The sequence below is a fragment of the Micromonospora sp. NPDC049282 genome, assembly GCF_043197045.1.
Taxonomy (GTDB): domain Bacteria; phylum Actinomycetota; class Actinomycetes; order Mycobacteriales; family Micromonosporaceae; genus Micromonospora.
Window position 1 is genome coordinate 354,099 of sequence record NZ_JBICSL010000001.1, and the last position, 20,206, is coordinate 374,304.

Consider the following 20,206-nt stretch of genomic DNA (forward strand, 5'->3'; position numbering starts at 1 on the left):
AACCGTCCGACGTCAGCGCTGGAACGCCACAGCACGGCGTCGAATCGATTCGAGCCGACCCTAGGCGGGGCAGTGAAATATGTCAATGCCGTGTCCGGCAGGTGAGGCGCCGGCGTCGGACTGAGCCGGTACGGTGTTCCGACCGAGTCCCGCCGGCCGGACCGGGGCCGGTGCGAGGGAGGGCCGCGTGGCGTCCAGGGCAGCCGACATCGCCGCCGAGCAGGCATACTTCGACGCGGCGGCGGAGCACCGCGACCGGCGCCGCGACACCCTCGCCCGGCTGCCGTCCGCCGCCGCACACACCGCGGCCGCCGCCCACCTGCGCCGCTACGCCGATGCCGCCCGGCGGGCGCTCGGCGCGGCGGACGAGGCGGTGGCGTTCGGCCGGATCGACGACGAGGCCGGCGAGGTCCGCTACGTCGGACGGCACCTCATCCGGGACGCCGACGGCGAGGTGCTGGTGGTCAACTGGCACGCCCCGGCCGCCGCCGGCTGGTTCGAGGCCACCCCCGCCAACCCCGCCGGGGTCCGCCGCAAGCGCGCCTTCACCTGCACCGGCAACACCATCGACGACCTCACCGACACCATCCTCGCCGAGATCGCCGAGGCGGTGGACGCGCACCTGCTGGCCGAGCTGAGCCGCGGTCGCACCGGCACCATGCGGGACATCGTGGCCACCATCCAGGCCGCCCAGTTCGCGCTGATCCGCGCCCCACGCGACCAGGTGCTGGTGATCGAGGGAGGTCCCGGCACCGGCAAGAGCGCCGTGGCCCTGCACCGGGTGTCCTGGCTGCTGTTCCACCACCGCGCCGACCTCTCGGCCGCGGACGTGCTGGTGGTCGGGCCGCACCCGACCTTCGTGCGCTACATCGGCCAGATCCTGCCCGCCCTCGGCGACGACGGGGTGGAGCTGCGCGACGTCGACCGGCTCGCCCCCGACGTGCCGCGCGGTCGGGTCGAGCCGGACGGGGTCGCCCGGATCAAGGGCGAGGCGCGGATGGCCGGCCTGCTGGCGCGCGCGCTGGACGCCCGGGTCGGCGTCCCCGACCCGGCCGAGCGGCTGCTGGTCGGCGGCCGGTTCGTCACGCTGCCCGGGGCCGAGGTCGCCGAGGCGCTCGCCGTGGCGCGGGCCGGCGACCTGCCGTACGCGGGCCGGCGACGGTTGCTGCGCGACCGGCTCGCCGCCCTGGTGGCGGCCCGCACCGGCGCCGATCCGGGCCGGGCCGACGCGGTAGGCGACCTCGCCGAACGGCTCTGGCCGCAGCAGACTCCGACCGGCCTGCTGCGCGACCTGCTCGGCTCCACCGCGCGGCTGCGCGCCGCCGCCGGGGACGCGTTCACCCCGGCCGAGGTGGCGGCGCTGCACCGACGCGGCGCGGACCGGCTGTCCCGGGAGACCTGGTCGCCGGCGGACCTCCCGCTGCTGGACGAGTTGGCGCACCTGATCGACGGGCCGGGCCGGCGGTACGCGCACGTGGTGGTCGACGAGGCGCAGGATCTGTCCCCGATGCAGCTTCGCGCGGTGGCCCGGCGCAGCGCCGGCGGGTCACTGACCGTGGTCGGTGACCTCGCCCAGTCGACCGGCAGGTGGGCGCGCGACTCGTGGGACGAGGTGCTCGCCCACCTGCCCGCCGTGCATCCGGCAAGGATCACCCCGCTGCGGTACGGCTACCGCGTACCCCGGCAGGCCTACGCCACGGCGGCGGCGCTGCTGCCGGTCGCCGCGCCGGGGGTGACGCCGGTGGAGGTGGTCCGGGACGGGCCGGCGGACACCGGCGTGCACCGGGTCGGCCTCGCCGAGCTGGCCGCCCGGGCGGTCGCGGTGGCGCGGGAGCACGCCGAGGCCGGCCGGTTCGTCGGCATCGTCTGCCCGCCCCGGCAGCGGCGCCCGGTCGAGGCGGCGCTGGCGGCGAACGGCATGACCTGGAGCAGCGCCGACCGGGGCGAGCTGGGCGGGTCGGTCAACCTGATCAGCCCGCAGGAGGCCAAGGGCCTGGAGTTCGACGCGGTGGTGGTGGTCGAGCCGGCGGAGATCGTGGCCGGCGACGAACGCGGTCACCGGCTGCTCTACGTGGCGCTGACCCGCACCACCGGGCACCTCGACATCGTCTGCACCGGCGACCCGGTGCCGCTGGACGCGCCGGTCCGGCCCCGGCCACGGGTGGGCGGCGAGGCGGACCCGCCGTTCACCCGGCGGGAGGCGCACCGGCTGGCCGAGCACCTGGCCGGCCAGCTGCGCAGCGCCGCGCCACAGGCGTTCTGGGCCGACGTGCTCGCCGAGGTGCGCGCGACCCTCCTGCCGGAGGACGCGGTCAGTGCCGGGCGGCCGGCGGGCGACTGACCGCGGCCGAGTCCAGCCGCCGGCCCACCGTCCACTGCACGATGCCGTGCTCGATGTCGGCCTTCCTGGCCTTGCCGGGCACCGTGATGCCCAGCTCCTCGGCCAGCGTCCGCAGCTTCGCCACGGTGAGCTTCAGGTCGGCGAGATAGCGCACGCCGGCCGCACGGTCACCGATCGCCGCGAGGTCGGCGCGGACCCGGTCGGTGTCGACGCCGGCCGAGGCCGCGGCGGTCTTCCGGGCGGCGGTCCGGGTCCTGTCGATCACGGCCAGCTTCGCGGTGCCGTCGGCCAGCGCGGCGAGTTGGTCGGCGGGCAGCGCGCGGACGAACTCCGCCACCCGCAGCAGGACGGCGTGGGCCAGGTCGGCGGGGTCGGACACCGGGAGTCTCCTTCTACAGGCGGGTACGGGCCAGGAACTCGCTGGCCAGCTGCCGCAGCTCGTGCTGCACCGTCTCGTTGGCGTTCGGCACCAGCACCGCGGGCAGCCGCCGCTCACCGGCGGTGCCGAACAGGGTCTTGTTCTCCCGGATGGTCTGGCGGAACACCGGGACCTCCAGGCTGTCGGTGAACTTCATGTAGTTGCGGGACGCGTTGATCGGCCCGCCCGCGGCGTACTGGATCATAGTGAACACCACGCCCAGGTACTGCGGGTCGATGGTCGGTCCGGGCGCGGCCACCCGGTTGAAGTCGCGGACCAGCTCGGAGACCTTGCTGCGCAGGTAGTCGATGCCCAGCGTGGACAGGTAGTCCGGCCGCGCCGGGGTCAGGATGTGCTCGCTGGCCACGATGCCGGTCCGGGTGACCATGGTGAAGTTCGGCGCGCAGTCGATCAGGATGTCGTCGTACCCGGCGAACTCCTCGCCGGCGAGCGCGTCGGCCAGCGCCCGGTGCAACGGCAGGAAGTGCGGGCTGCCGTGCTGGAAGCGCGACCCGCCGAGCGCCGCGGCGATGTCCAGGTCGACGTCGACCAGGCCCAGGTGGGAGGCGACGAGGTCGAGCCGGCCGCCCTCGGGCAGCAGCGCGTTGGCCGGCTCCGGCGTGACCACGTACGGGTGCAGCGGGCCGGTGGGCTCGTCGGCCAGCACCGATCCGTACCACTGCAGGATGGTCTTCTCGTACGCGAGGTCCTTCTCCCACTCGTCCGCCGGGTAGAACGAGAAGGTGAGGCTGGCCTGCGGGTCGAGGTCGATCAGCAGGACCCGGCGGCCACGCGCGGCGAGCTCGGCGCCGAGGTTCGCGGTGACCGTGGTCTTGCCGACCCCGCCCTTGTAATTGATCACCGAGGTGATGCTCATGCCGCTCCCCGCATCGCATGATGATCGCAGGCGTGGGTAGGCTCGGTCGAGGTGAGCCTCCACTCGATGTTGTTGTTCGTGCTCGCCGCCGTCGCAGTGATCGTCGCCGTGCGCTGGGTGGCCGCCCGCACCGGGCTGCCGGCGGCCGCGCTCCTACCGCTCATCGGCATCGCGTACGCGCTGCTCCCCGGCCCCAACATCGGCCTCGAACCCGACTTCGTCCTCATGGTCGTGCTGCCGCCGTTGCTCTACAGCGCGGCGCTGGACTCCTCGCTGCTGGACCTGCGCCGCAACCTGCGCATCGTGGTCAGCCTGTCGGTGGTGCTGGTGCTCCTCACCGGGCTGGTCGTCGGCCTCGGCTTCCATCTCTTCGTCGCCGGGGCGACCCTGGCCGCCGGCATCGCGGTCGGCGCGGCAGTCGCCCCGCCCGACCCGGTGGCCGCCCTGGCGGTGGGGCGCCGGGTCAACCTGCCGCCGAAGATGGTCACCATCATCCAGGGCGAGGGGCTGCTGAACGACGCCACCGCGCTGACCATGCTCAGCGTCGCGGTGGCCGCCGCCGTGGGGGGCCAGTTCTCGTTCCCCGCCGCCGTCGGGCAGTTCGTGCTCGCGGCGGTCGGCGGCGTCGCGGTGGGCGCGGCCGTCGCCTGGGCGAAGCGGCTGGCCCGGCCGCTCACCGCGGACCCGCTGCTGTCCAACGCGATCTCGCTGGCGACGCCGTTCGTGGCCTACCTGCTGGGCGAGGAACTGGGCGTCTCCGGGGTGCTCGCCGTGGTGGTCGCCGGGCTGATCGTCGGCCACCAGACGCCCCAGTTCGGGTCCGGGGCGGCCCGGTTGCAGACCAACGCGGTCTGGCGGCTGGTCGACTTCCTCCTCGAGGGCTTCGTCTTCCTGCTGATCGGCCAGCAGCTCCCCGAGGTCGTCAAGAACCTGCGCGAGTACGACACGTCGACAATCGTCGCCGCCGTCGCGGTCTCCGTCGGCGTGGTGCTGCTCCTGCGCCCCGCCTGGCTGATCCTGACCCAGTCGCTCCCCCGGTCGCTGCACACCCGGCTGGGCGGCATCAACGAGCCGGACGACGCCGACGAGCCGGCGAGCGCCCGGCAGGTCGCGCGCGCCGACCGCAACGCCGACCGGCTGACCTCCCGCGAGGTGGCGGCGCTGAGCTGGTCGGGCACCCGGGGCGTGATCAGCCTGGCCGCGATCTTCACGCTGCCGCTGACCACCGACAGCGGGGCGCCCTTCCCCGACCGCGACCTGCTGCTGTTCTGCACCTTCGTGGTCGTCCTGGTCACGCTGGTCGGGCAGGGCCTGACGTTCGCGCCGCTGGTGCGGCGCCTCGGCCTGCGCGCCAACGAGGCCGACCAGGCCCGGGTACGCAACGAGGCCCGCTCGGCCGCGGTGGAGGCCGCCCTGGCCCGCCTGGACACGGTCGCGGCCGAGGAGCCGGACAGCGCGGTGGCGGTCAACACCACCCGTACCCAGCTGCTGACCCGGCTGGCCCGCTACCAGGGCCGGCTCGACCTGATCCAGCAGAGCGGGTCGTCCGAGCGGCCCACCTCACCGGAGTACGAGACGGCGCTGCGGGTCCGCCGGTCGGCCATCGACGCGCAGCGCGAGGAGCTGGTGCGCTGGCGTGACGCCGGCCGGCTGCCCGACGAGGAACTGCGCGTGCTGGAGCGCGAACTCGACCACGAGGAGCTGCTGCTCCCGAAGCGGTCGGGCTGACCGGCCCGCGCCGGCGTTCGACGGACCGGCGGCCTATGGTGGGGCGATGTCCGAACGCTGGTCGTTGACCGTTGACTGCGCCCGCCCACGCGACCTGGCGGCATTCTGGTGCCTCGCGCTGGGATACGTCCCGGGCGCCCCGCCGGAAGGGTTCGCCACCTGGGAGGCCTGGCTGGTCCACTTCCAGGTGCCCGAGGACGAGTGGGACGACGGCGCGCACATCGAGGATCCGGACGGCGTACGACCCGGCATCTCGTTCCTGAAGGTGCCGGAGTCGAAGGTGGTCAAGAACCGCATGCACCTCGACATCCACGCCGGCGGCGGCCGGCACGAGTCGTTCGAGGTGCGCTGGCCGCGGGTCCAGGCGATGGTCGACAAGCTGGTGGCGGCCGGCGGGTCCGTGCTCCGGGTGGACGAGATGGACGGCACGCCGGACCACGTGACGATGGCCGACCCGGAGGGCAACGAGTTCGACGTCCTCTAGGCCGGCACCGCCCCTGCCGACCGCTCAGTGTCGCCGCTGCGGCAGGACGAGCAGCGTCACGGAGTTCGCCGGGTACGTCGCACTGACACCGCCACGGGTCACCCGCAGATCCGCACCCCGGACGATCGAGGTGAGATCGGCCGGGCCGTAGGTGAACCGCTGCGCCGTGTCCCGGCCGTGGAGTCCGGCGAGCGCCATCCGTGACGTCAGATCGTCGCCCGTCTTGTTGACCACCATGACGGTGAGCGCCTTGTCGGACGAGCGTTGCGCGGCGTAGACCGCGAGCTTCCCCTGGTCACCGCTGACCGCCGACACGCTCACGTCCCCGAACCTGCTCCCGGCGCCGTCGTAGTTCCGGTACATCCGGAACGCGTACGCACCGGGGTCGGTCGGTTTCGGTTCGCCCCAGATGGTGGCCAGGTCCAGGCCCTCGCGCCCGAAGATGCCGAGCACGTCGGCCTGCGCGAGCGCGCCGTTGATGTCGTCCAGCGCGCCCCAGTTGTATTCGGTGATGGCGACCTTCGTACCGGGGTAGTGCTGCGCGACCCACGCCTTCATCTGGCGGATGAACTGCAACGGCGGCGCGTTCACCCCGCCCGGACCGATCCACGACTCGTCGACGTACGTCGGATCCCACAGCGACCGGGTGGAGCGCAGCCGCAGCGCGTTGGCGTCCGGGTCCTTACCGCCGCTGATCTGCGGATAGTAGTGCTGGTCGAAGTAGTCGAGGAAGCGCTTGCCGCCGTGGGCGTCGCTGTAGTCCTTCATGTTCTTCAGGTACCACTGGGACAGGTTGAGCCCGCCGTGCGCCGCCGCGTCCGCACCCGGCCCGCAGCCGTCCACGCCGGACGCCACCCATTCGCAGTAGCCCCAGCCGGACGGGCCGAGCACCTTCGCGCGTGGGTCGGCGGCCTTGATGGCCGCGGCGGTCGCCGTACCCTTGCCGCCCAGTTCGTCGTAGCTCACCGGCTCGGGATGCACGTCGCGGTGGGTGGAGTTCCACAGCACCGGCTCGTTGTCGAGTTCGTAGATCGGCACGCCGCCGCGTGCCGCCGGGCCGAACTGGTTCACGAGATGGGACACCATCTCGCCGGCGAACGACGCGTCGGCCGGGATCGAGGTGTCCGTGGGGTCCGCCCCGGTCAGGTTCGCGTCGGCGTGCCGGCCGTTGCCGCAGTTGGGGTCCCACTGGTCGAACGAGTCCTGCTCCGGAAAGCGGGTGGCCGGGAAGCCGCAGGCGAACGGGTGCGACGAGGGCGAGTCCTTCGCCACCCATCCGATCAGCGGCACGGCGACCACCTGCTTGGTCCCCCGGTCCCGGTTTCGCTGGACGAACGCCTCGAGCGTGTTGTCGGGGCCGGCCACGATGTTCTCGAAGTACCAGTCGCTGCCCGTGTTGTAGGTGTGGTTCTTGAAGTTGTAGCGGCTGCTCGCGTTACCGCCCCAGCGGGCCACCGGCGTGCCGAGTTCGGCGACGAGCGCGGGGTCGCCGCCGTTCATGCCGTAGATGTCGGGGCTGATCGCGTGCCGGGCGGCGGACACGTCCACGGCCAGGGTGAGCCCGTCGGCGGCCGCCGCCGGACCGGCGACCGCCTGGGTGGTGAGCAGCCCCGCCACGAGCGATCCGGCCACCCCGATCACCGTGGTCGGACGTGGCCTGCGCCGTCGTTGCACACCCATGAGAGACTCCCGCCGCCGATCAGCCCAGGACGGACCGAACCCGCCGTATATATTACTGAGCGTCTATATCAAGTCAATCCATCGACACTTAGCAATGCAATGAGTTCGACGTCCCCCAGGCTCGGCCGCAGTCTGTCAGGATCGGCGGATGGCGAGGGACCGCACCACGCGCGCGCCGGTGACCCAGGAGCGGGGTACGCGGCGCGCCTACAGGGTTCTCGCCATCTGCTACCTGGCGGTCTGGTGCCTGCCGGCCATCCTGGCGGCGCTGGTGAACGCATCGGGGACCGGCAGCACCCCCGGCTTCACGCAGTCGGGCGTCACGGGCCGCCTGGAGAGCTGCGTGGGCCGCCTCGGATGTCCCACGCAGCCGGCGGACATCGTTGTCGTTCTCGGGAAGACGGCCCTGGTCCTGACCCCGAGCCTCCTGGTGGCGGTGCCGCTGTGCCGGTACCTCGCTCGCGCGTGGCAGGCGCCAACCCTGGCCGGAATCGTCGCGGCCGTCCTCGGCTGGACCGCCCTCTGCCTGGGCGGCCTGGCCTACCTCAGCCTCTGATTCACCCTCGAGTTCCCTACCGCTCTTCCCATCCGCCGAAAACGCACAGCCAGCCTCGCCACTGACAGCAGGCACGGCCCCGGGCCGGCGCGAGCCGTCTATCGTCGGTTCACAGCAGGCGGTGCCGGCGCGCGTAGGCCGGGAACTCAGCGCCCGAGCAGGGCAGGCGAGCACTCGTCGCCCGCAGCGCGTCGATGAGGTTGCCCGCACCTGCCTCGGTCTGCTTGCCGGTCCGACAGGCCGCAGCGAGAAGCCAGATCGTGCCATGGACCTCTGCATCGTAGGAGCGGGCAACCCTGGTGGCCTGCCGGTCGTCAGTGATCGCGACGCCGCTCCGCAACTCGGCAGCCGCGAGGACGGACGCTTCGCCGAGGTTGCGCTCCGCGGCACCCAGTCTTCTGACCCACGCGGTGAAGCACCTGATCTCGTCAAGCGTGTCCAACTGCGCCCGCCTCAGCCAGTCCGCCTCGCAGGCGACCAACAGTTCCGGTCGGGTCGCGGCTCCGGCCCGCAATTCCTCCACCACCACCTGCGTCGTCCAGCACTCGGCGTCCAGGAGCAGGTCCTGTAGAACGTCCAACCGGTCGGCAAGAGTGAAGTGGGACAGAAGCATCGTGTCGAGCACGAGGATCGACCCCGGCGGCAGCGACTGGTTCACGGAGCCGCCTCCAGGTCATCCTCCTCAGGCAGATCAGCATCGGTCAGCTCGCCGTACATCAGCTCGATCGCTCGGGCTCTGGTGATTCGGCTGGCCCGCCATGCCTCGATGACCGCCTGTGCGTAGCCCGGTGATACACGCACCGAGGCAAGATCCGGCTGGGGCGCCCAGCCTAGAGCCTCCATGAACTCTGCCCGGGTGGGCCGAGGGACGCTCCATGCCTGACGTGTCGCGGCATCGATCACCCCCGCCCGCTCGGCCTGTCGTAGCGCCAGCACCCAGGACGTGCGGTAGCGAGCGGCATAAGAAATGAGCCAACCCCGACTCGCGCGCCCACCGCCCAAGGCCCCGGTCATCGCATCGACCGGCAGCAACAACTCTGCGGCGAACGCGTCGATCACCCCTTCGCGCTCCGCGCGAGACGTGCTGACTCCCAGATCACTGGAGTATTCGTCGCCGACGACCAGATGACCCAGCTCATGTGCGGCGGTAGCTCGCCGACGACCAGGGTCACCTTCCGTGCTCACCACCGCGACAGCCAGATCTCCCTCGACGAGGGACGCACCGTCGCCTGGCAGGTCGGTCACCAGCACCCACTGCCCGGCGCGCTCACAGAGATCCATGACGCTACCGACCGGCTCACTACCGAGGCCGATCTGCTGTCGCAACCACCGGGCCGCCTGTCTCGCGTCAGCCTCGGACGCCACCGTGCCGGGGTACCGAAGTAGCGGCACTGACCGCAGAGCGCCTACATCCACGAGTTGCTGCACATTACGCAGCCACTCGACCAAGGCGATCTCCAGACGCTCGGAGGATCGCGCGGCCACCGTGTCGGTCTCTTCGGTCAACATCGCGGCCCGTCGGGACAGCACCGCTGGCCGCGGCTCGATCAGGTACTCCATCGACACCCTGAGCACACGGGACAGCCGCGCCAGTTCCACTCCGTCGAGGCGTCTGCTGCCCGCCTCGACCTTGGCCAGCATGGTGCGGTCGAGCCCCACGCCATCGGCGAGGTCCTGCTGGGACATGCCCACTGACAGGCGCGCCTGCCGCACCTGCTCACCTATGCGGCGCCAATCCTGCTGCTCCACGGCCATAGTGCGATAATCGCACAATCTGAGGCCGGCATGGGTGGCGACTGAGATTGCCCGCAACGAGAACGGCTCAGTGGTCGCCGCCCACCACCTGGCTGAGCTCGGTGCGGGCCCGGAGGTTAGGAGGGGGCCCTCCTATACAGGAAGCGCTAAACAGGGACCCCTCCTTACCGGCAGGGGGCGCCGTTGAGGGAGAAGCTCGTGGGGGTCGCGTTGCTGCCGCTCCACGTGGCCTGGAAGCCGAACGAAACGCTCGCGCCGGCCGCGATCGTGCCGTTCCAACCGACGTTGCGGACCGTGACGGCGGAGCCGGACTGGGTGTAGCTGGCGCTCCAGAGCGTGGTGATCCGCTGGTCACCCGGGAACGTGAAGGCCAGGGCCCAGCCGTTGACGGCGGTCGTGGCGGTGTTCTTGATCGTGACGTCGGCGATGAACCCGCCGGACCATTCCGACTGCTTCTGGTAGGTCACCGTGCAGGTGGGGCTGGTTGGCGGTTGGACACCGACCTCGTTGGTCGCGATCGACACGTTGCCCGCCGCGTCCCGGGCCCGTACGTAGTAGCGGTTGGGCCCGGACGGCGCGAGCGACACCGTGTGGCTGGTGCCCGGCACGGTGGCCACCAGCGTCGAGACGAAGACCCCGTCCCAGCGGTAGACGTTGTAGCCGGTCACCCCGACGTCGTCCGTCGAAGGCGTCCAGTTCAGCGTGGCGGAGGTGGTGGTCACGCCGCCTGCGGTCAGCGTCCCCGGGGCGCTCGGCGGCACGGTGTCGGGGCCGGTGTCGGTCGCCGGGGTGATGACGGTGAGCGGATCCGACCACTGTGAACTGTGCCCGCCCGAGTCACCGGCCTGCACCATGAAGCGATATTGCGTGGCCGGCTTGAGGGTGACCGTGGCCGTGGTGACGTTGCCGACCCGGACGGAACCCCCCAGGTCGTAGAACGCCTGGAAGTATCCGAGCGTGTATCCGGTGACGTCGCAGCAGCCGGGCTCGGCTGCCGTCCAGGTGAGGGTGACCGACGTCGAGGTGATCCGGCTGACCGCCAGGTTCCTCGGCGCGGTCGGCGGGAGGTCGGCCGGGGGCGTCGAGCTGGTCGCGTCGACCGTGTTGGACGCGGCCGACAGGTTGCCCGCGGCGTCCGTGGCGCGTACGTAGAACTGGATGTGCGGGCCGGGTCCCGTCGTGGCCGAGGGCGGCAGCTGGTACGTCGTCGACGTGGCGGTGCCGAGCAGCGTGGAGGTGTACCAGCCGTCGAACCTGTAGACGTGGTAGCCGGTCACGCCGACGTTGTCCGACGCGGCCGACCAGTACAGCGTGCCGTTCCGGTTGGTCAGGTTCGTCGGCGAGCCCGGTGGCACGGTGTCCGGGCCGCTGTCGGTGACCGGAGCCACCACGATGATCTGGTTCGACCAGGGGGAGGTGTGTCCCACCGAGTCCTTGGCCGCCACCCTGATGTTGTACTGGTGCGCCGGCGAGATGGTGATCGTGGTCGTGGTGACGTTTCCGACCGTCACGGTCGGGATCACGTCGCTGAACGGCTCGGGGTACATGATGGTGTAGTTGGTGATGGCGCAGCAGCCGGGAGTGGCGGCGGTCCAGCTCAGGGTGACCGACGTCGAGGTCACGGTGGTGGCCGTGAGCAGCGCGGGCGTGGCCGGTGGCGCCGGCGAGATCGGCGGGAGCGATGGCGGGACGGTGCTGGCCAGCGCCGACACGGCGCCGGCGCCGGCCGGGGGCGCGGTGACCAGACCCACGCCCAGCACCGCGACCGGCAGCGTGGCCACGGCCACGAAGGCCGGCCACAGGCGACGGACCAACGATTTGAGACCAGTGCCCACCATGCGTGGACCATCTCGCTACAGATAGATGAACGTCAAGGTAATGCTCGACAGCTGAGATGCGCGACGGCGCAGCGTGGGATGCGTCCAACGGCACCACCCGCCGCCCACCCACTGACCCGAAAAAGGCCCGACCCGGCGATAACCGCCAGGTCAGGGCCTTGATCGTTGGTGCGCCGCCAGGGACTCGAACCCCGAACCCGCGGATTAAGAGCCGGCGTTGGCCGATTTTTCCTAGTCCCTGTGCATCCCACCAATCCACGTTCTGCCGGATTTTCCTGCCTGCGCCCCGCGATGGTGCCGAAGAGTCCACCCCCGATCAAAGCTGTCGATGGGCGGCCGAGTACCCGCGGAGCACCCCATGACACGGTCGCGGGTTGTCCATGGTTAAGGCGCTGATTGGTTCGTCAACAGCAGCGGCAACAGCGAATCGCGCAACTGCTCCGCAACCTCGACGATCTCCCGGTGTAGTGCAACCTTGTCGTCAAGAGCACTCATGGTGTCACCGATGGTTTCTTGGACGGCGGAGGGCGGAACCAGTACCGGCATGGTCCGGAGGGTGTTTAGGGTCAGCGTTGGCACGGTGGCTGTCGAGGCATGCCTGTCGATCCAATCCCGGACCGCCGGATGTCGCATGTAGTGCAGCAGGTACCGGGGATCGACGGATGCTTCGGGACGTAGCCGGAAGCAGGCTGTCCCGATTACCCATCCCTCGTGCTCCGGGCCGGCGAGGGCCTGCTTGCCGAGATCTCCGGTACGCACACAGATCAGGTCGCCGGGGACGAGTCGATACCGATCCAGCTGCGCGGATGCCTTAGCCGCCACCAATACAGTGCTGCTACCCGCGATGCGCCCGTACATCAAGTGCTTAGGTGCGACGACTTCAACCGGCACGCCATCGGCGTCGAACGGCCGAATCATGCTGTTCGACGGGCCCGCTACCACGTCACATACCTTGCCTAGCGGCATCTCCTGCCAGCTGGCTGGGACAGGACCGACCAGGAAGTTCACAGGGAAAGCTCCTTCAGGTGCTCCTCGAGGATCCGATCGAGACGCGCGGCTTGTTTGGCAAGCCGATCCAGTCGCCGCGTGAGTTCGCCTACCTCCCGGGCTCGCGTCCGCAAGTCTGGCGCGTCCCTGATTGACGGGATATAAGCGCGGGGGTTCAGCCGGTACCCGTCGCTGCGAATTCTCTCAATTGGTACCGCAGCGGCGAACCCTGCGACCTGATCAAGTGAATGCTTCCACCAGTTCCGGTACGCCTCGACGATCCTGTCAATGTCTTCGGGGTCGAGGGTTCGGCGGCGCTGCTGGATGCTGCCGAGTTCGGTCGCATCAACGAACAGCACCTCGAAGGGGCGGATGATGGGCGAGCGCTGCAGGAGCCACAACGTGACTGGGATGTCGGTGCCGGCGAACATCTGACCGGGTAGCGCAATGACTGCCGAGACCACGCCGTCGTCGAGCATCGCCTCCCTGATATTGCGCTCCTGTGGGTTTTCTGAAAGCCCGGCACCGTGTGGCATTACCACTGCCGCCCGGCCACCGGGCTTAAGCGAGGCGATGACGTATTGCAGCCATGCAAAGTTGCTGTTGTGCGTCGGTGGCGCGCCGTACCTCCAGCGTCCACTGAATCGACCATCGCCGTGCCAGTTCGACAAGTTGAACGGCGGATTCGCCGTTACCACGTCGTAGCCGTTCTCCGGTGCCCCGGATGGCAGGCTGTCGGCAACGCTTGGCAGCACCTGCGGCGTTACCCCTCTCAGACGCAGCTGCAGGTACGCCAACGCGCACGACCGCATCGAGTAGTCGGCAATTGCCACCGCCATCCGGTCGACGGCCTTCCCCTGCCGCATCAGCCGATCGGCGATCGCGGCGGGAAATCCGCCTGCCTTACAGCAGGGATCGAGGATCTCGTCGCCCTCTTTCGAGTCGAGCAGCCGTGCGGACAGTTCCGTGATGGCCCTGGGAGTGTGAAAATCCCCGCTGCCCTTGCGGGTCGTTAACCCGCTCACCCGATCGAGTACCGCACTGAAGACCTGGGCAAGAGAGACTTGATCATCCGGGCCAAGCCGGTCGACCAGCTCCACGAGCGGTGCCAACTGACGCAGATCACTAGCCTTGCGCACCGACTCCAGCAAGGGACGAAGGAGCAAGGGATTCTCCCTGTCTGCCGGCAGGTCAGAGCGAAGTACCCGCTCGACGTCTGAGGCACCGTCAACCAAAACCTGCCATGCGGGACGGCACCTCAGGTACAACAGGACGAGCACGACATCGCCAAACTCGACGACATTGAGTACCCCGCGGTATCGGTCAAGGTCTTGCCAGACCGCTTCAGCGATACGCCGCGCCGCCGCGCCTACCGTCACTGGCGCAAGCTCGCCCGGTCCATGGTTCATGCGTCCCGCTCCTTGTCCCGCTTGTCCGTTGGCCCGCTCCGGCGCGAGATGATCCGCAGCCAGAGATTAAGTAAGTCCTTCGAGTCCCGAGGCAGTATCCGATTCGCCAGCGCAAAAAGAAACGCACCGGCGACCACCCACCACGGCGCCTCGGCCAACGCCACACCGACCGGCGCCACCACGCCGGCCAACGCCCCAGGCGGCAGCTTGGCAATCATCGAAGCTCGCCAGGCAGTCGGAAGTTCCGGCCGCGCGGTACGCCTGCAGCGGCGTGCCCCACAGCCAGGGACCTCATCACATCCAAGGGTGCGCTCCTCTCATCGGTAGCTGGCTCCACTGTAGATGCGTATTGCCCTGCGCGTCAACGCGCAGGGCAATACGCGCGACCTCTAAGTCGCACCGTCGATCCAACGGCGAACCTGGCGACGAGCTCGCGCCGAGGGTCGTGCCGCCGGGCGAGTCAATCGGCCGAAGCCGTTGTGAAGGCGGCGTGAGCAGCGACGACGCCGTCCCTAGTGGCCGGATCGTGAGCGCGGCCAGAGCCTGATGCACTGCGGCGCTCTGCACGGGCAGGCGGGGACGCCGGAGGCGAGCCCCATCCACTGGCGGACGAGCACGTCGTGGCGTACCTCGATATCACCAAACACCGGATCTCTAGCCCTGAAGGCCGGCACCTCCAAATGCAAGCCTCTGTCTTCTTGCCGGCTGAGAGTCGCGCTACGGCGTGTCCCCCTGGAAGCATGCCGCTGATGCGGTGATCGTGGTCGCCGCGACGATCTGAGCTGCAGAACGTCGAGCAAGCAGGTGGCAGCGATGAGAGGAGCCCGAGGTTTCCGTCCTGACGAACCTGCGTGAAGGCAAGGTCGGCAGCGACTTCATCCAGCTGCTGACCAAGGTCATGCGAACACGGTTGGAACGCCTTCCGGTCCTGCACGCTGACCGGCGCCTAGATGATGATCTTGTGGCTGACTACGTGCAGGACTTTGCCGAGCAACGTTGGGAGCGTACGGTCACCGCGATCTTGACCATGGCAAGCGACGACGAGTCCGTGCACCCGCTGCTATCCAAGATCGTGCACCACTGGCTAATCGACCAGGTCCGCAAGACCGACGTCGGATCCGTGCTGCGCCGACTTCGAAAGCACATGGCCGAGGACTCGACGTTCGAGATGGTTGCCGACGGCGAGCCGGGCGCGGGGCGGTGGCGCTTGTCAGACACCGACGGGCCGCCCTGGGGTGGGCGCATCGAGGACCTAGTTGCCGCTGCATATCGGGTGCCTGCCCGAGCGGTTCGCTGGAGTGATCCGACTCGGCGACCTCCGATCGCCCACGCTGCTGATTTGACGGCCGTATTGCGGGAGGTGCTTGAAGCCGCCGGTGGTCAGAGTGTCGAGCTGCATCAGCTCGTAGTGGTGATCGTGCAGCGCTTCCCTGCGACGCTCGACCCGGAGTCCCGTGCGATCGACGAGGAGCGCCACCCAGTCCAGGCAACCGAGCTGCCTCCGGACCTTGCATGGGAGGTTCAGTTGGAGGCGTCAGAGCAGATCGACCTCGCAGCCAGCATCTTCGCCCAGCTCACGACCCAGGAGCGGCATCTGCTACCCCTGCTCGTCGACGTCTCGGCCGTTCAGGCGCATCTGGGCTGTGGACGCAGCACCGCCTACACCAAGATTAAGAAGTTGAAGGTCCTGATTCAGGAGCTTACCGGCGCCTGCGACGACCCCGAACAGGTCGGGCGGGAGGTACTGGTGCTGTGTACCGGCCAATAGGTGCCCTAGAGGGGCACGCCAGCGTCGCCCGCTTGCTGGGATTGGACAATCTGGCTGGTGTGCCGTCAGTTCCTGGTAGAGCGTGCCCTAGCGCCAGAGGAGGTTCATAGTGATGGCCGAGCTGCCTGACCGTCTGCGCCGCCTCGCGGAGTCGCTACAGGTCCCCCGCACACTGACCACTGCGGCTGCGCGTGACCGGCTCGGCGATCCCTGGGAGGTCGACCCGGCGACCGGACAGGTGTGGCAGGCCGAATGGGACAGCGTCTCGCAGCTGGTATTACTCCTCGCTGCGGAGGGGCGGCACTGGCAGGTCGTGCCGGTGTCGGTCGAGCCGACCGGGGAAGATGAACAAAGCCTCCTCGTTAGCCCGAACTGCACAGCGCTTCCAGTCGAGGTAACAGCATGGGCAGGGCTGGCCACCTCGATTCCGACCGGGACGCTTAGCCGCGCTATCGACAACTGGTCCGCCAACATCACCGCCTGGTGCGCCGACACCTCGGCGGGCACCATCCGCACACCCCCGCCAGGTACCCGTCGAGGACGGCTGCCCGTCGATCCTTTCGCTAGCAGTATCGCGATCCGTGCCAGCCTGTTGGACGACCTTGATGTCCTGGCAGCTGCGCCGCTGGTCCCGGTACAAGCAGCGCAGGCCGTGAACCTCAAGTCGGCTGCCGCCCGTGTGGGACTACCTGCCGTGATCACCGCTCTCGGGCTCCCACAGCCCACCGTGATGAAGATTTTGCAGGGTAAGCAGCCGGTGACCCTGCACCAGGCCGAGGTCCTGGCTCAACTGCTTGGCTATGCCGCCGAGGAAATCATGGCGACGACGGACGGGCTGCCTGCGGGCCTTGCGGTGGAATTGGAGCAGCCGCGATGGCGAACAGTATGGCGGTCGATCGCCCGTCGTTTGGGCGTTTCAGAAGACGTCGCACGGCTTCGAGCCGGGACTGGAACGTTCGCGATGGCGTTTCGTCAGACTGGCGGCGCCGCCCCGGACTGGCGCAGGCGGATCGGCCAATGGCTCGCAGCCTCCGAGACCGCGACAAGCGGAGCCGAGCATGGCGAGTAGGGCAAAATCGGCCGCCGTGAAGACGCAGGCTATGGCCATGCTGGACCGGGTGGAGCAGCGCCAGCCCGGCGTACTTGACCGGCTGCGCGTCGATGCGCTCGCCGAGGTGCAGACCTGGCCGGACGTGCAGGTGCGGCTGGTCGATGAGATCTCGCCGACCGCCGGGGGCTGCTCGGTGGCGGGAAGCTACAACGACGAAACTCAGCCGCCAACGCTCTGCGTGGCCGTGTCGGCCTCACCAGGTCGTCGTCAGTTCACCGCGCTGCACGAGCTCGGCCACCATCTTCAGAACACCGACACAGATCTCGGCACCAGGATCCTGACGGCCGCCGACGACCGTTTCGAGGACGACGCCTGCGACCTGTTCGCTGCCCGAGTGCTGCTGCCCGACGCGGTGGTGTCCGGCTGCTTCGGCGACCAGACGCCCACGGCCGGCGACATCGTCGCGCTCTACCGGAAGTCCAGCGCGTCGCGCGCCGCTTGCGTCGTCCGTGCGGCCGAACACCTTGCCAGCTTCGGCGCGGTCGTGCTCTACGACGCAGACGGCGCCGTGTCGTTCGCCACGGCCAAGGGCATCTACCCGCCGGCTCGCAGCAGCGACCAGTCCCAGACAAAACTGGTCGCTGCCGCATTGCGCGACCCGTGGCGTGCCGACGGCGCGGCGTTCACCGTCGACAGCACCACGATCCGCTACCGCTCCGGACACAGCAGCGACCCGCTCTACGGGCAGGCCGCGTGGTGCGACGGCTACCTGATCGCCGTCCTGGTGACGGACCACGCCCCGTGGCAGACGTTCTCCCCACCCCGGCCCGGCGTGCCGGCCCAGCGGCAGCCGACCGAGGCCGAGTGCGAGGTGTGCGGCAACCTCTTCGAGGTGACCGGCCTTTGCGCCACCTGCAACGAGCCCCGCTGTCCCTCCGGACACTGCACATGCACGCTGAAACGCGAGCGCCGCTGCGAGCATTGCATGTTGACGTACGGGCTGGCCATGTTCCCGGCCGGCGGAACGGTTTGCCGGGACTGCCTCTGACCTGCGCCTCATCGCAGGGTTGGACGGATCCCGAGATGCGTCGTCAGAGGTGGATGAGGGCCAACGACGGCCCTTCAGCACCCCGACCAGGGTGCTGCCGACGAAGCGCTGCGCCGCGATGCAGCGCGGATTGGGGGCCACCATATGGGTCACACCGCCGAACTCCTGTCCACCGTCCGTCTCCAGATCGACGCCAGCGACGTCCCGCTGAAGGAGGCCCGCGTCCGGCTGCAGCTGGTGCGTGACCTCGCGACGGGGTTGCCCGGCTCGCTCCGGACCTACGCCAGCGGTTCTCTGGCGCACCACACCATGAACCACCCGGTGACCGACGGCGACGGCGGGCTCGTGCTCGACCGTCGCTGCTACCCCAACCTCGGCCCGGAGGGCGGGGGTGAGACGCCGACCAGGGTGGCCGAGCAGCTGTGTGCGCTACTCGGTCCGGGAGTCCGCAAGACGTACCCGAAGGCACGCTGCGGCACCTCGAAGCGTGGACCGAAGTTGTCGTTCAGCGCCCCGGTCGATGGCCAGGACCCGACGGTCGACCTGGTCGTGGCACTGACCCGCCGCGACGGCGACGGCCTGTGGATCCCGAACCTGGAGAAGGACCGCTGGGAGGCCTCGCACCCCGAGGGCCATGTCGAGCTGTTCAACGCCGGCCCGGCCTCGCTGCGCTCGACCCGCCGGATCGTGATCCGGCTCCTCAAGGCCTGGAACAAGCAGTACACGGCCCCGGGCATGTCGTCGTTCCACCTGTCCACGCTCGCGTGGGAGTTCGTCGACACCGGCATGGGCGTGCCGACCGCCCTGCACACGGTGCTCGAAAGCGCGGCCACCCGGATCAGCCGCGGGTACGCCACGCCCGACCCCGCCGGGGTGTCCGCACCGTTGAAGCTGCTGCTCGACCGCACGGTCGTGGCGACCCGGCTGCGCAAGGCCGCCGACGCGCTCGCCGAGGCCCTCGCGAACGACGCCGACGAGATGGCGGTGCAGGCGGCGCTGCACAAGATGTTCTGGAAGTACATCGACGACCCGAACAACAACGGGCTGGCCGCCGCAGCCGACCTGCTGCGCCAGCGCCAGCCGGTACCCACCACCGCGCTGGGGCTCGCCGGGCCGGCGGCGCTGGTGGTCCCGACCCGCGCCTACGGCGGCCGGTCGCCGCGGTGACCCGGAGGCCCTGGCGGGAGCCGGCCTGGTTCGCCAAGCCGGCTCCACGGCTACGGTTCGCTGCTCAGCTCGCCGCCACCGGCGTGCCAGTCGGGGTAGTTCGCCCACCTCGGCGGTTCCGGGGCGGGTACGCGGTGCGGTGCACCGTGTACCCGCCGGGTATCGAACCGAGGCAGGTGACCATCGTGTTCTCCACCGGCTCGCCGGAGGTGCCACGGGTGTTCGTAGACGGACCCACTGAGTCCCCGCACCGCTACGACGGTGGGGAGCTATGCATGTGGTTGCCGTTCGACGACCCGGAGCAGCGGTGGCTGCGCCGCGACGGCGCTGCAGCGCTGCTCGGGCACGTCATCGCGCATCTGGTTCGGGAAGAATGGTGGCGCCGCACCGGCGAGTGGGTTGGCAACGAAGCACCCCACGACACTTAGGAGAACGTGTGCCCCCTACGCCACCGCCGACAGCATCGGCCGGCCCCATGCCGGCCGTCTCCGGCACCGCCCCACCGGTTCGGTCCTCAAACAGCCCAACCACCGTGGCGACGGTCGGCACCGGGTCGCCGCCCCAGGCCCCACAGCCGCAGGCGGTCTCCACCTTGGCAGTGGCTGGCGTGCTGTCTGGGGCGGTGTTCGCTGCGGTCCTAACCGCCTGTATCACGGTGTGGACAGCGCGGCGCAAGAGTCGCGAGGAGGAACGAGCCCGGCAACGTGACCTCTTCGCCAGCGCGTTTCAGGCGTACGCGACATACAAGGAGATGCCGTACGCAATCCGCAGGCGCCGCCACGACGACGGGGCCGCCGAACGTGTCCGCCTGTCCGAAGCAACGCGCGAGATCCAAAGCAAACTGAGCTACTTCACCGCCTGGACCGCCGCCGAGTCCAGCACTGTAGGCGAGGCGTACACCGCCCTCGTGCGCGAACTGCGGAAGGTCGCCGGGGGTGCGATGCGCGAGGCATGGCAAGCCACGCCAATCACCGAAGACCCCGGGATGAACATCCCGCCGACAGTCATCGACCTATCGTCGCTGCCCCCGCTGGAGACCGCCTTCACCGATGCCGTACGCGCCCACCTCGACGCGCTTGCTCCCTGGTGGGCCAGATAG

19 protein-coding genes are annotated in these 20,206 nt (G+C 69.7%); 10 read left to right on the top strand and 9 right to left on the bottom strand.

Translation table 11 applies throughout. The features are described from left to right. The first annotated feature begins 187 nt into the window (after window positions 1–187). Window positions 188–2,341, top strand: coding sequence for a HelD family protein (locus ACGFI2_RS01650; protein ID WP_393508916.1), 2,154 nt, complete (start codon window positions 188–190; stop codon window positions 2,339–2,341). On the opposite strand, the gene ACGFI2_RS01655 is transcribed toward ACGFI2_RS01650, so the two are convergent. Then, entirely contained in the window at window positions 2,313–2,720 is a 408-nt protein-coding gene (locus ACGFI2_RS01655; protein WP_393508919.1) for a hypothetical protein, read from the bottom strand. The two genes, ACGFI2_RS01650 and ACGFI2_RS01655, sit on opposite strands and share 29 nt — an antisense overlap. A gap of 13 nt (window positions 2,721–2,733) precedes the next feature. After that, window positions 2,734–3,636 carry a ParA family protein gene (locus ACGFI2_RS01660; RefSeq protein WP_393508922.1) on the bottom strand — a complete coding sequence of 301 codons (903 nt, stop codon included), beginning with the start codon at window positions 3,634–3,636 and terminating at the stop codon, window positions 2,734–2,736. 51 nt (window positions 3,637–3,687) lie between these two features. On the opposite strand from ACGFI2_RS01660, the gene ACGFI2_RS01665 reads away from it, so the two are divergent. Beyond that, window positions 3,688–5,364, top strand: a complete 1,677-nt coding sequence (locus tag ACGFI2_RS01665) for a Na+/H+ antiporter (RefSeq protein ID WP_393508925.1) — start codon at window positions 3,688–3,690, stop codon at window positions 5,362–5,364. Between the two features lie 46 nt (window positions 5,365–5,410). Further along, the gene (locus tag ACGFI2_RS01670) at window positions 5,411–5,848 is read left to right on the top strand and encodes a VOC family protein (RefSeq protein ID WP_393508928.1); all 438 of its coding nucleotides are present in this window, start codon (window positions 5,411–5,413) and stop codon (window positions 5,846–5,848) included. Window positions 5,849–5,872: 24 nt separating this feature from the next. On the opposite strand, the gene ACGFI2_RS01675 is transcribed toward ACGFI2_RS01670, so the two are convergent. Further along, the gene (locus tag ACGFI2_RS01675; RefSeq protein ID WP_393508931.1) at window positions 5,873–7,480 is read right to left on the bottom strand and encodes a glycoside hydrolase family 44 protein; all 1,608 of its coding nucleotides are present in this window, start codon (window positions 7,478–7,480) and stop codon (window positions 5,873–5,875) included. Window positions 7,481–7,676: 196 nt separating this feature from the next. On the opposite strand from ACGFI2_RS01675, the gene ACGFI2_RS01680 reads away from it, so the two are divergent. Continuing rightward, on the top strand, window positions 7,677–8,084 hold the full coding sequence (locus tag ACGFI2_RS01680) for a hypothetical protein (RefSeq protein ID WP_393508933.1): 408 nt from the start codon (window positions 7,677–7,679) through the stop codon (window positions 8,082–8,084). 109 nt (window positions 8,085–8,193) lie between these two features. On the opposite strand, the gene ACGFI2_RS01685 is transcribed toward ACGFI2_RS01680, so the two are convergent. From ACGFI2_RS01685 to ACGFI2_RS01710, 6 genes are all read right to left on the bottom strand, one after another. Continuing rightward, entirely contained in the window at window positions 8,194–8,742 is a 549-nt protein-coding gene (locus ACGFI2_RS01685; RefSeq protein WP_393508936.1) for a hypothetical protein, read from the bottom strand. Further along, entirely contained in the window at window positions 8,739–9,839 is a 1,101-nt protein-coding gene (locus ACGFI2_RS01690; RefSeq protein WP_393508938.1) for a helix-turn-helix domain-containing protein, read from the bottom strand. The genes ACGFI2_RS01685 and ACGFI2_RS01690 overlap by 4 nt, the downstream gene beginning before the upstream one ends. A 164-nt stretch (window positions 9,840–10,003) precedes the next feature. Next, a complete protein-coding gene (locus tag ACGFI2_RS01695) occupies window positions 10,004–11,677 on the bottom strand; it encodes a cellulose binding domain-containing protein (protein WP_393508941.1) in 1,674 nt (557 codons plus the stop codon). Between the two features lie 384 nt (window positions 11,678–12,061). Then, the gene (locus ACGFI2_RS01700) at window positions 12,062–12,685 is read right to left on the bottom strand and encodes a restriction endonuclease subunit S (protein ID WP_393508944.1); all 624 of its coding nucleotides are present in this window, start codon (window positions 12,683–12,685) and stop codon (window positions 12,062–12,064) included. Next, complete coding sequence (locus ACGFI2_RS01705; protein WP_393508947.1) at window positions 12,682–14,073, bottom strand: N-6 DNA methylase; 1,392 nt, start codon at window positions 14,071–14,073, stop codon at window positions 12,682–12,684. The genes ACGFI2_RS01700 and ACGFI2_RS01705 overlap by 4 nt, the downstream gene beginning before the upstream one ends. Beyond that, window positions 14,070–14,291 carry a hypothetical protein gene (locus ACGFI2_RS01710; RefSeq protein ID WP_393508950.1) on the bottom strand — a complete coding sequence of 74 codons (222 nt, stop codon included), beginning with the start codon at window positions 14,289–14,291 and terminating at the stop codon, window positions 14,070–14,072. The genes ACGFI2_RS01705 and ACGFI2_RS01710 overlap by 4 nt, the downstream gene beginning before the upstream one ends. 743 nt (window positions 14,292–15,034) lie before the next feature. Here ACGFI2_RS01710 and ACGFI2_RS01715 point away from each other — a divergent pair. The 6 genes from ACGFI2_RS01715 to ACGFI2_RS01740 all read left to right on the top strand — a co-directional run bounded on the left by ACGFI2_RS01715 (window position 15,035) and on the right by ACGFI2_RS01740 (window position 20,206). Beyond that, window positions 15,035–15,841, top strand: a complete 807-nt coding sequence (locus ACGFI2_RS01715; RefSeq protein ID WP_393508953.1) for a hypothetical protein — start codon at window positions 15,035–15,037, stop codon at window positions 15,839–15,841. Between the two features lie 109 nt (window positions 15,842–15,950). Then, window positions 15,951–16,910: a hypothetical protein gene (locus tag ACGFI2_RS01720; protein ID WP_393508956.1), complete on the top strand. Its 960-nt coding sequence runs from the start codon at window positions 15,951–15,953 to the stop codon at window positions 16,908–16,910. A 37-nt stretch (window positions 16,911–16,947) separates the two neighbouring features. Continuing rightward, window positions 16,948–17,940: an ImmA/IrrE family metallo-endopeptidase gene (locus ACGFI2_RS01725; RefSeq protein ID WP_393508959.1), complete on the top strand. Its 993-nt coding sequence runs from the start codon at window positions 16,948–16,950 to the stop codon at window positions 17,938–17,940. A gap of 144 nt (window positions 17,941–18,084) precedes the next feature. Beyond that, window positions 18,085–19,107: a hypothetical protein gene (locus ACGFI2_RS01730; protein ID WP_393508962.1), complete on the top strand. Its 1,023-nt coding sequence runs from the start codon at window positions 18,085–18,087 to the stop codon at window positions 19,105–19,107. A gap of 176 nt (window positions 19,108–19,283) precedes the next feature. Then, on the top strand, window positions 19,284–19,535 hold the full coding sequence (locus ACGFI2_RS01735) for a hypothetical protein (RefSeq protein WP_393508964.1): 252 nt from the start codon (window positions 19,284–19,286) through the stop codon (window positions 19,533–19,535). Between the two features lie 104 nt (window positions 19,536–19,639). Beyond that, entirely contained in the window at window positions 19,640–20,206 is a 567-nt protein-coding gene (locus ACGFI2_RS01740; RefSeq protein WP_393508967.1) for a hypothetical protein, read from the top strand.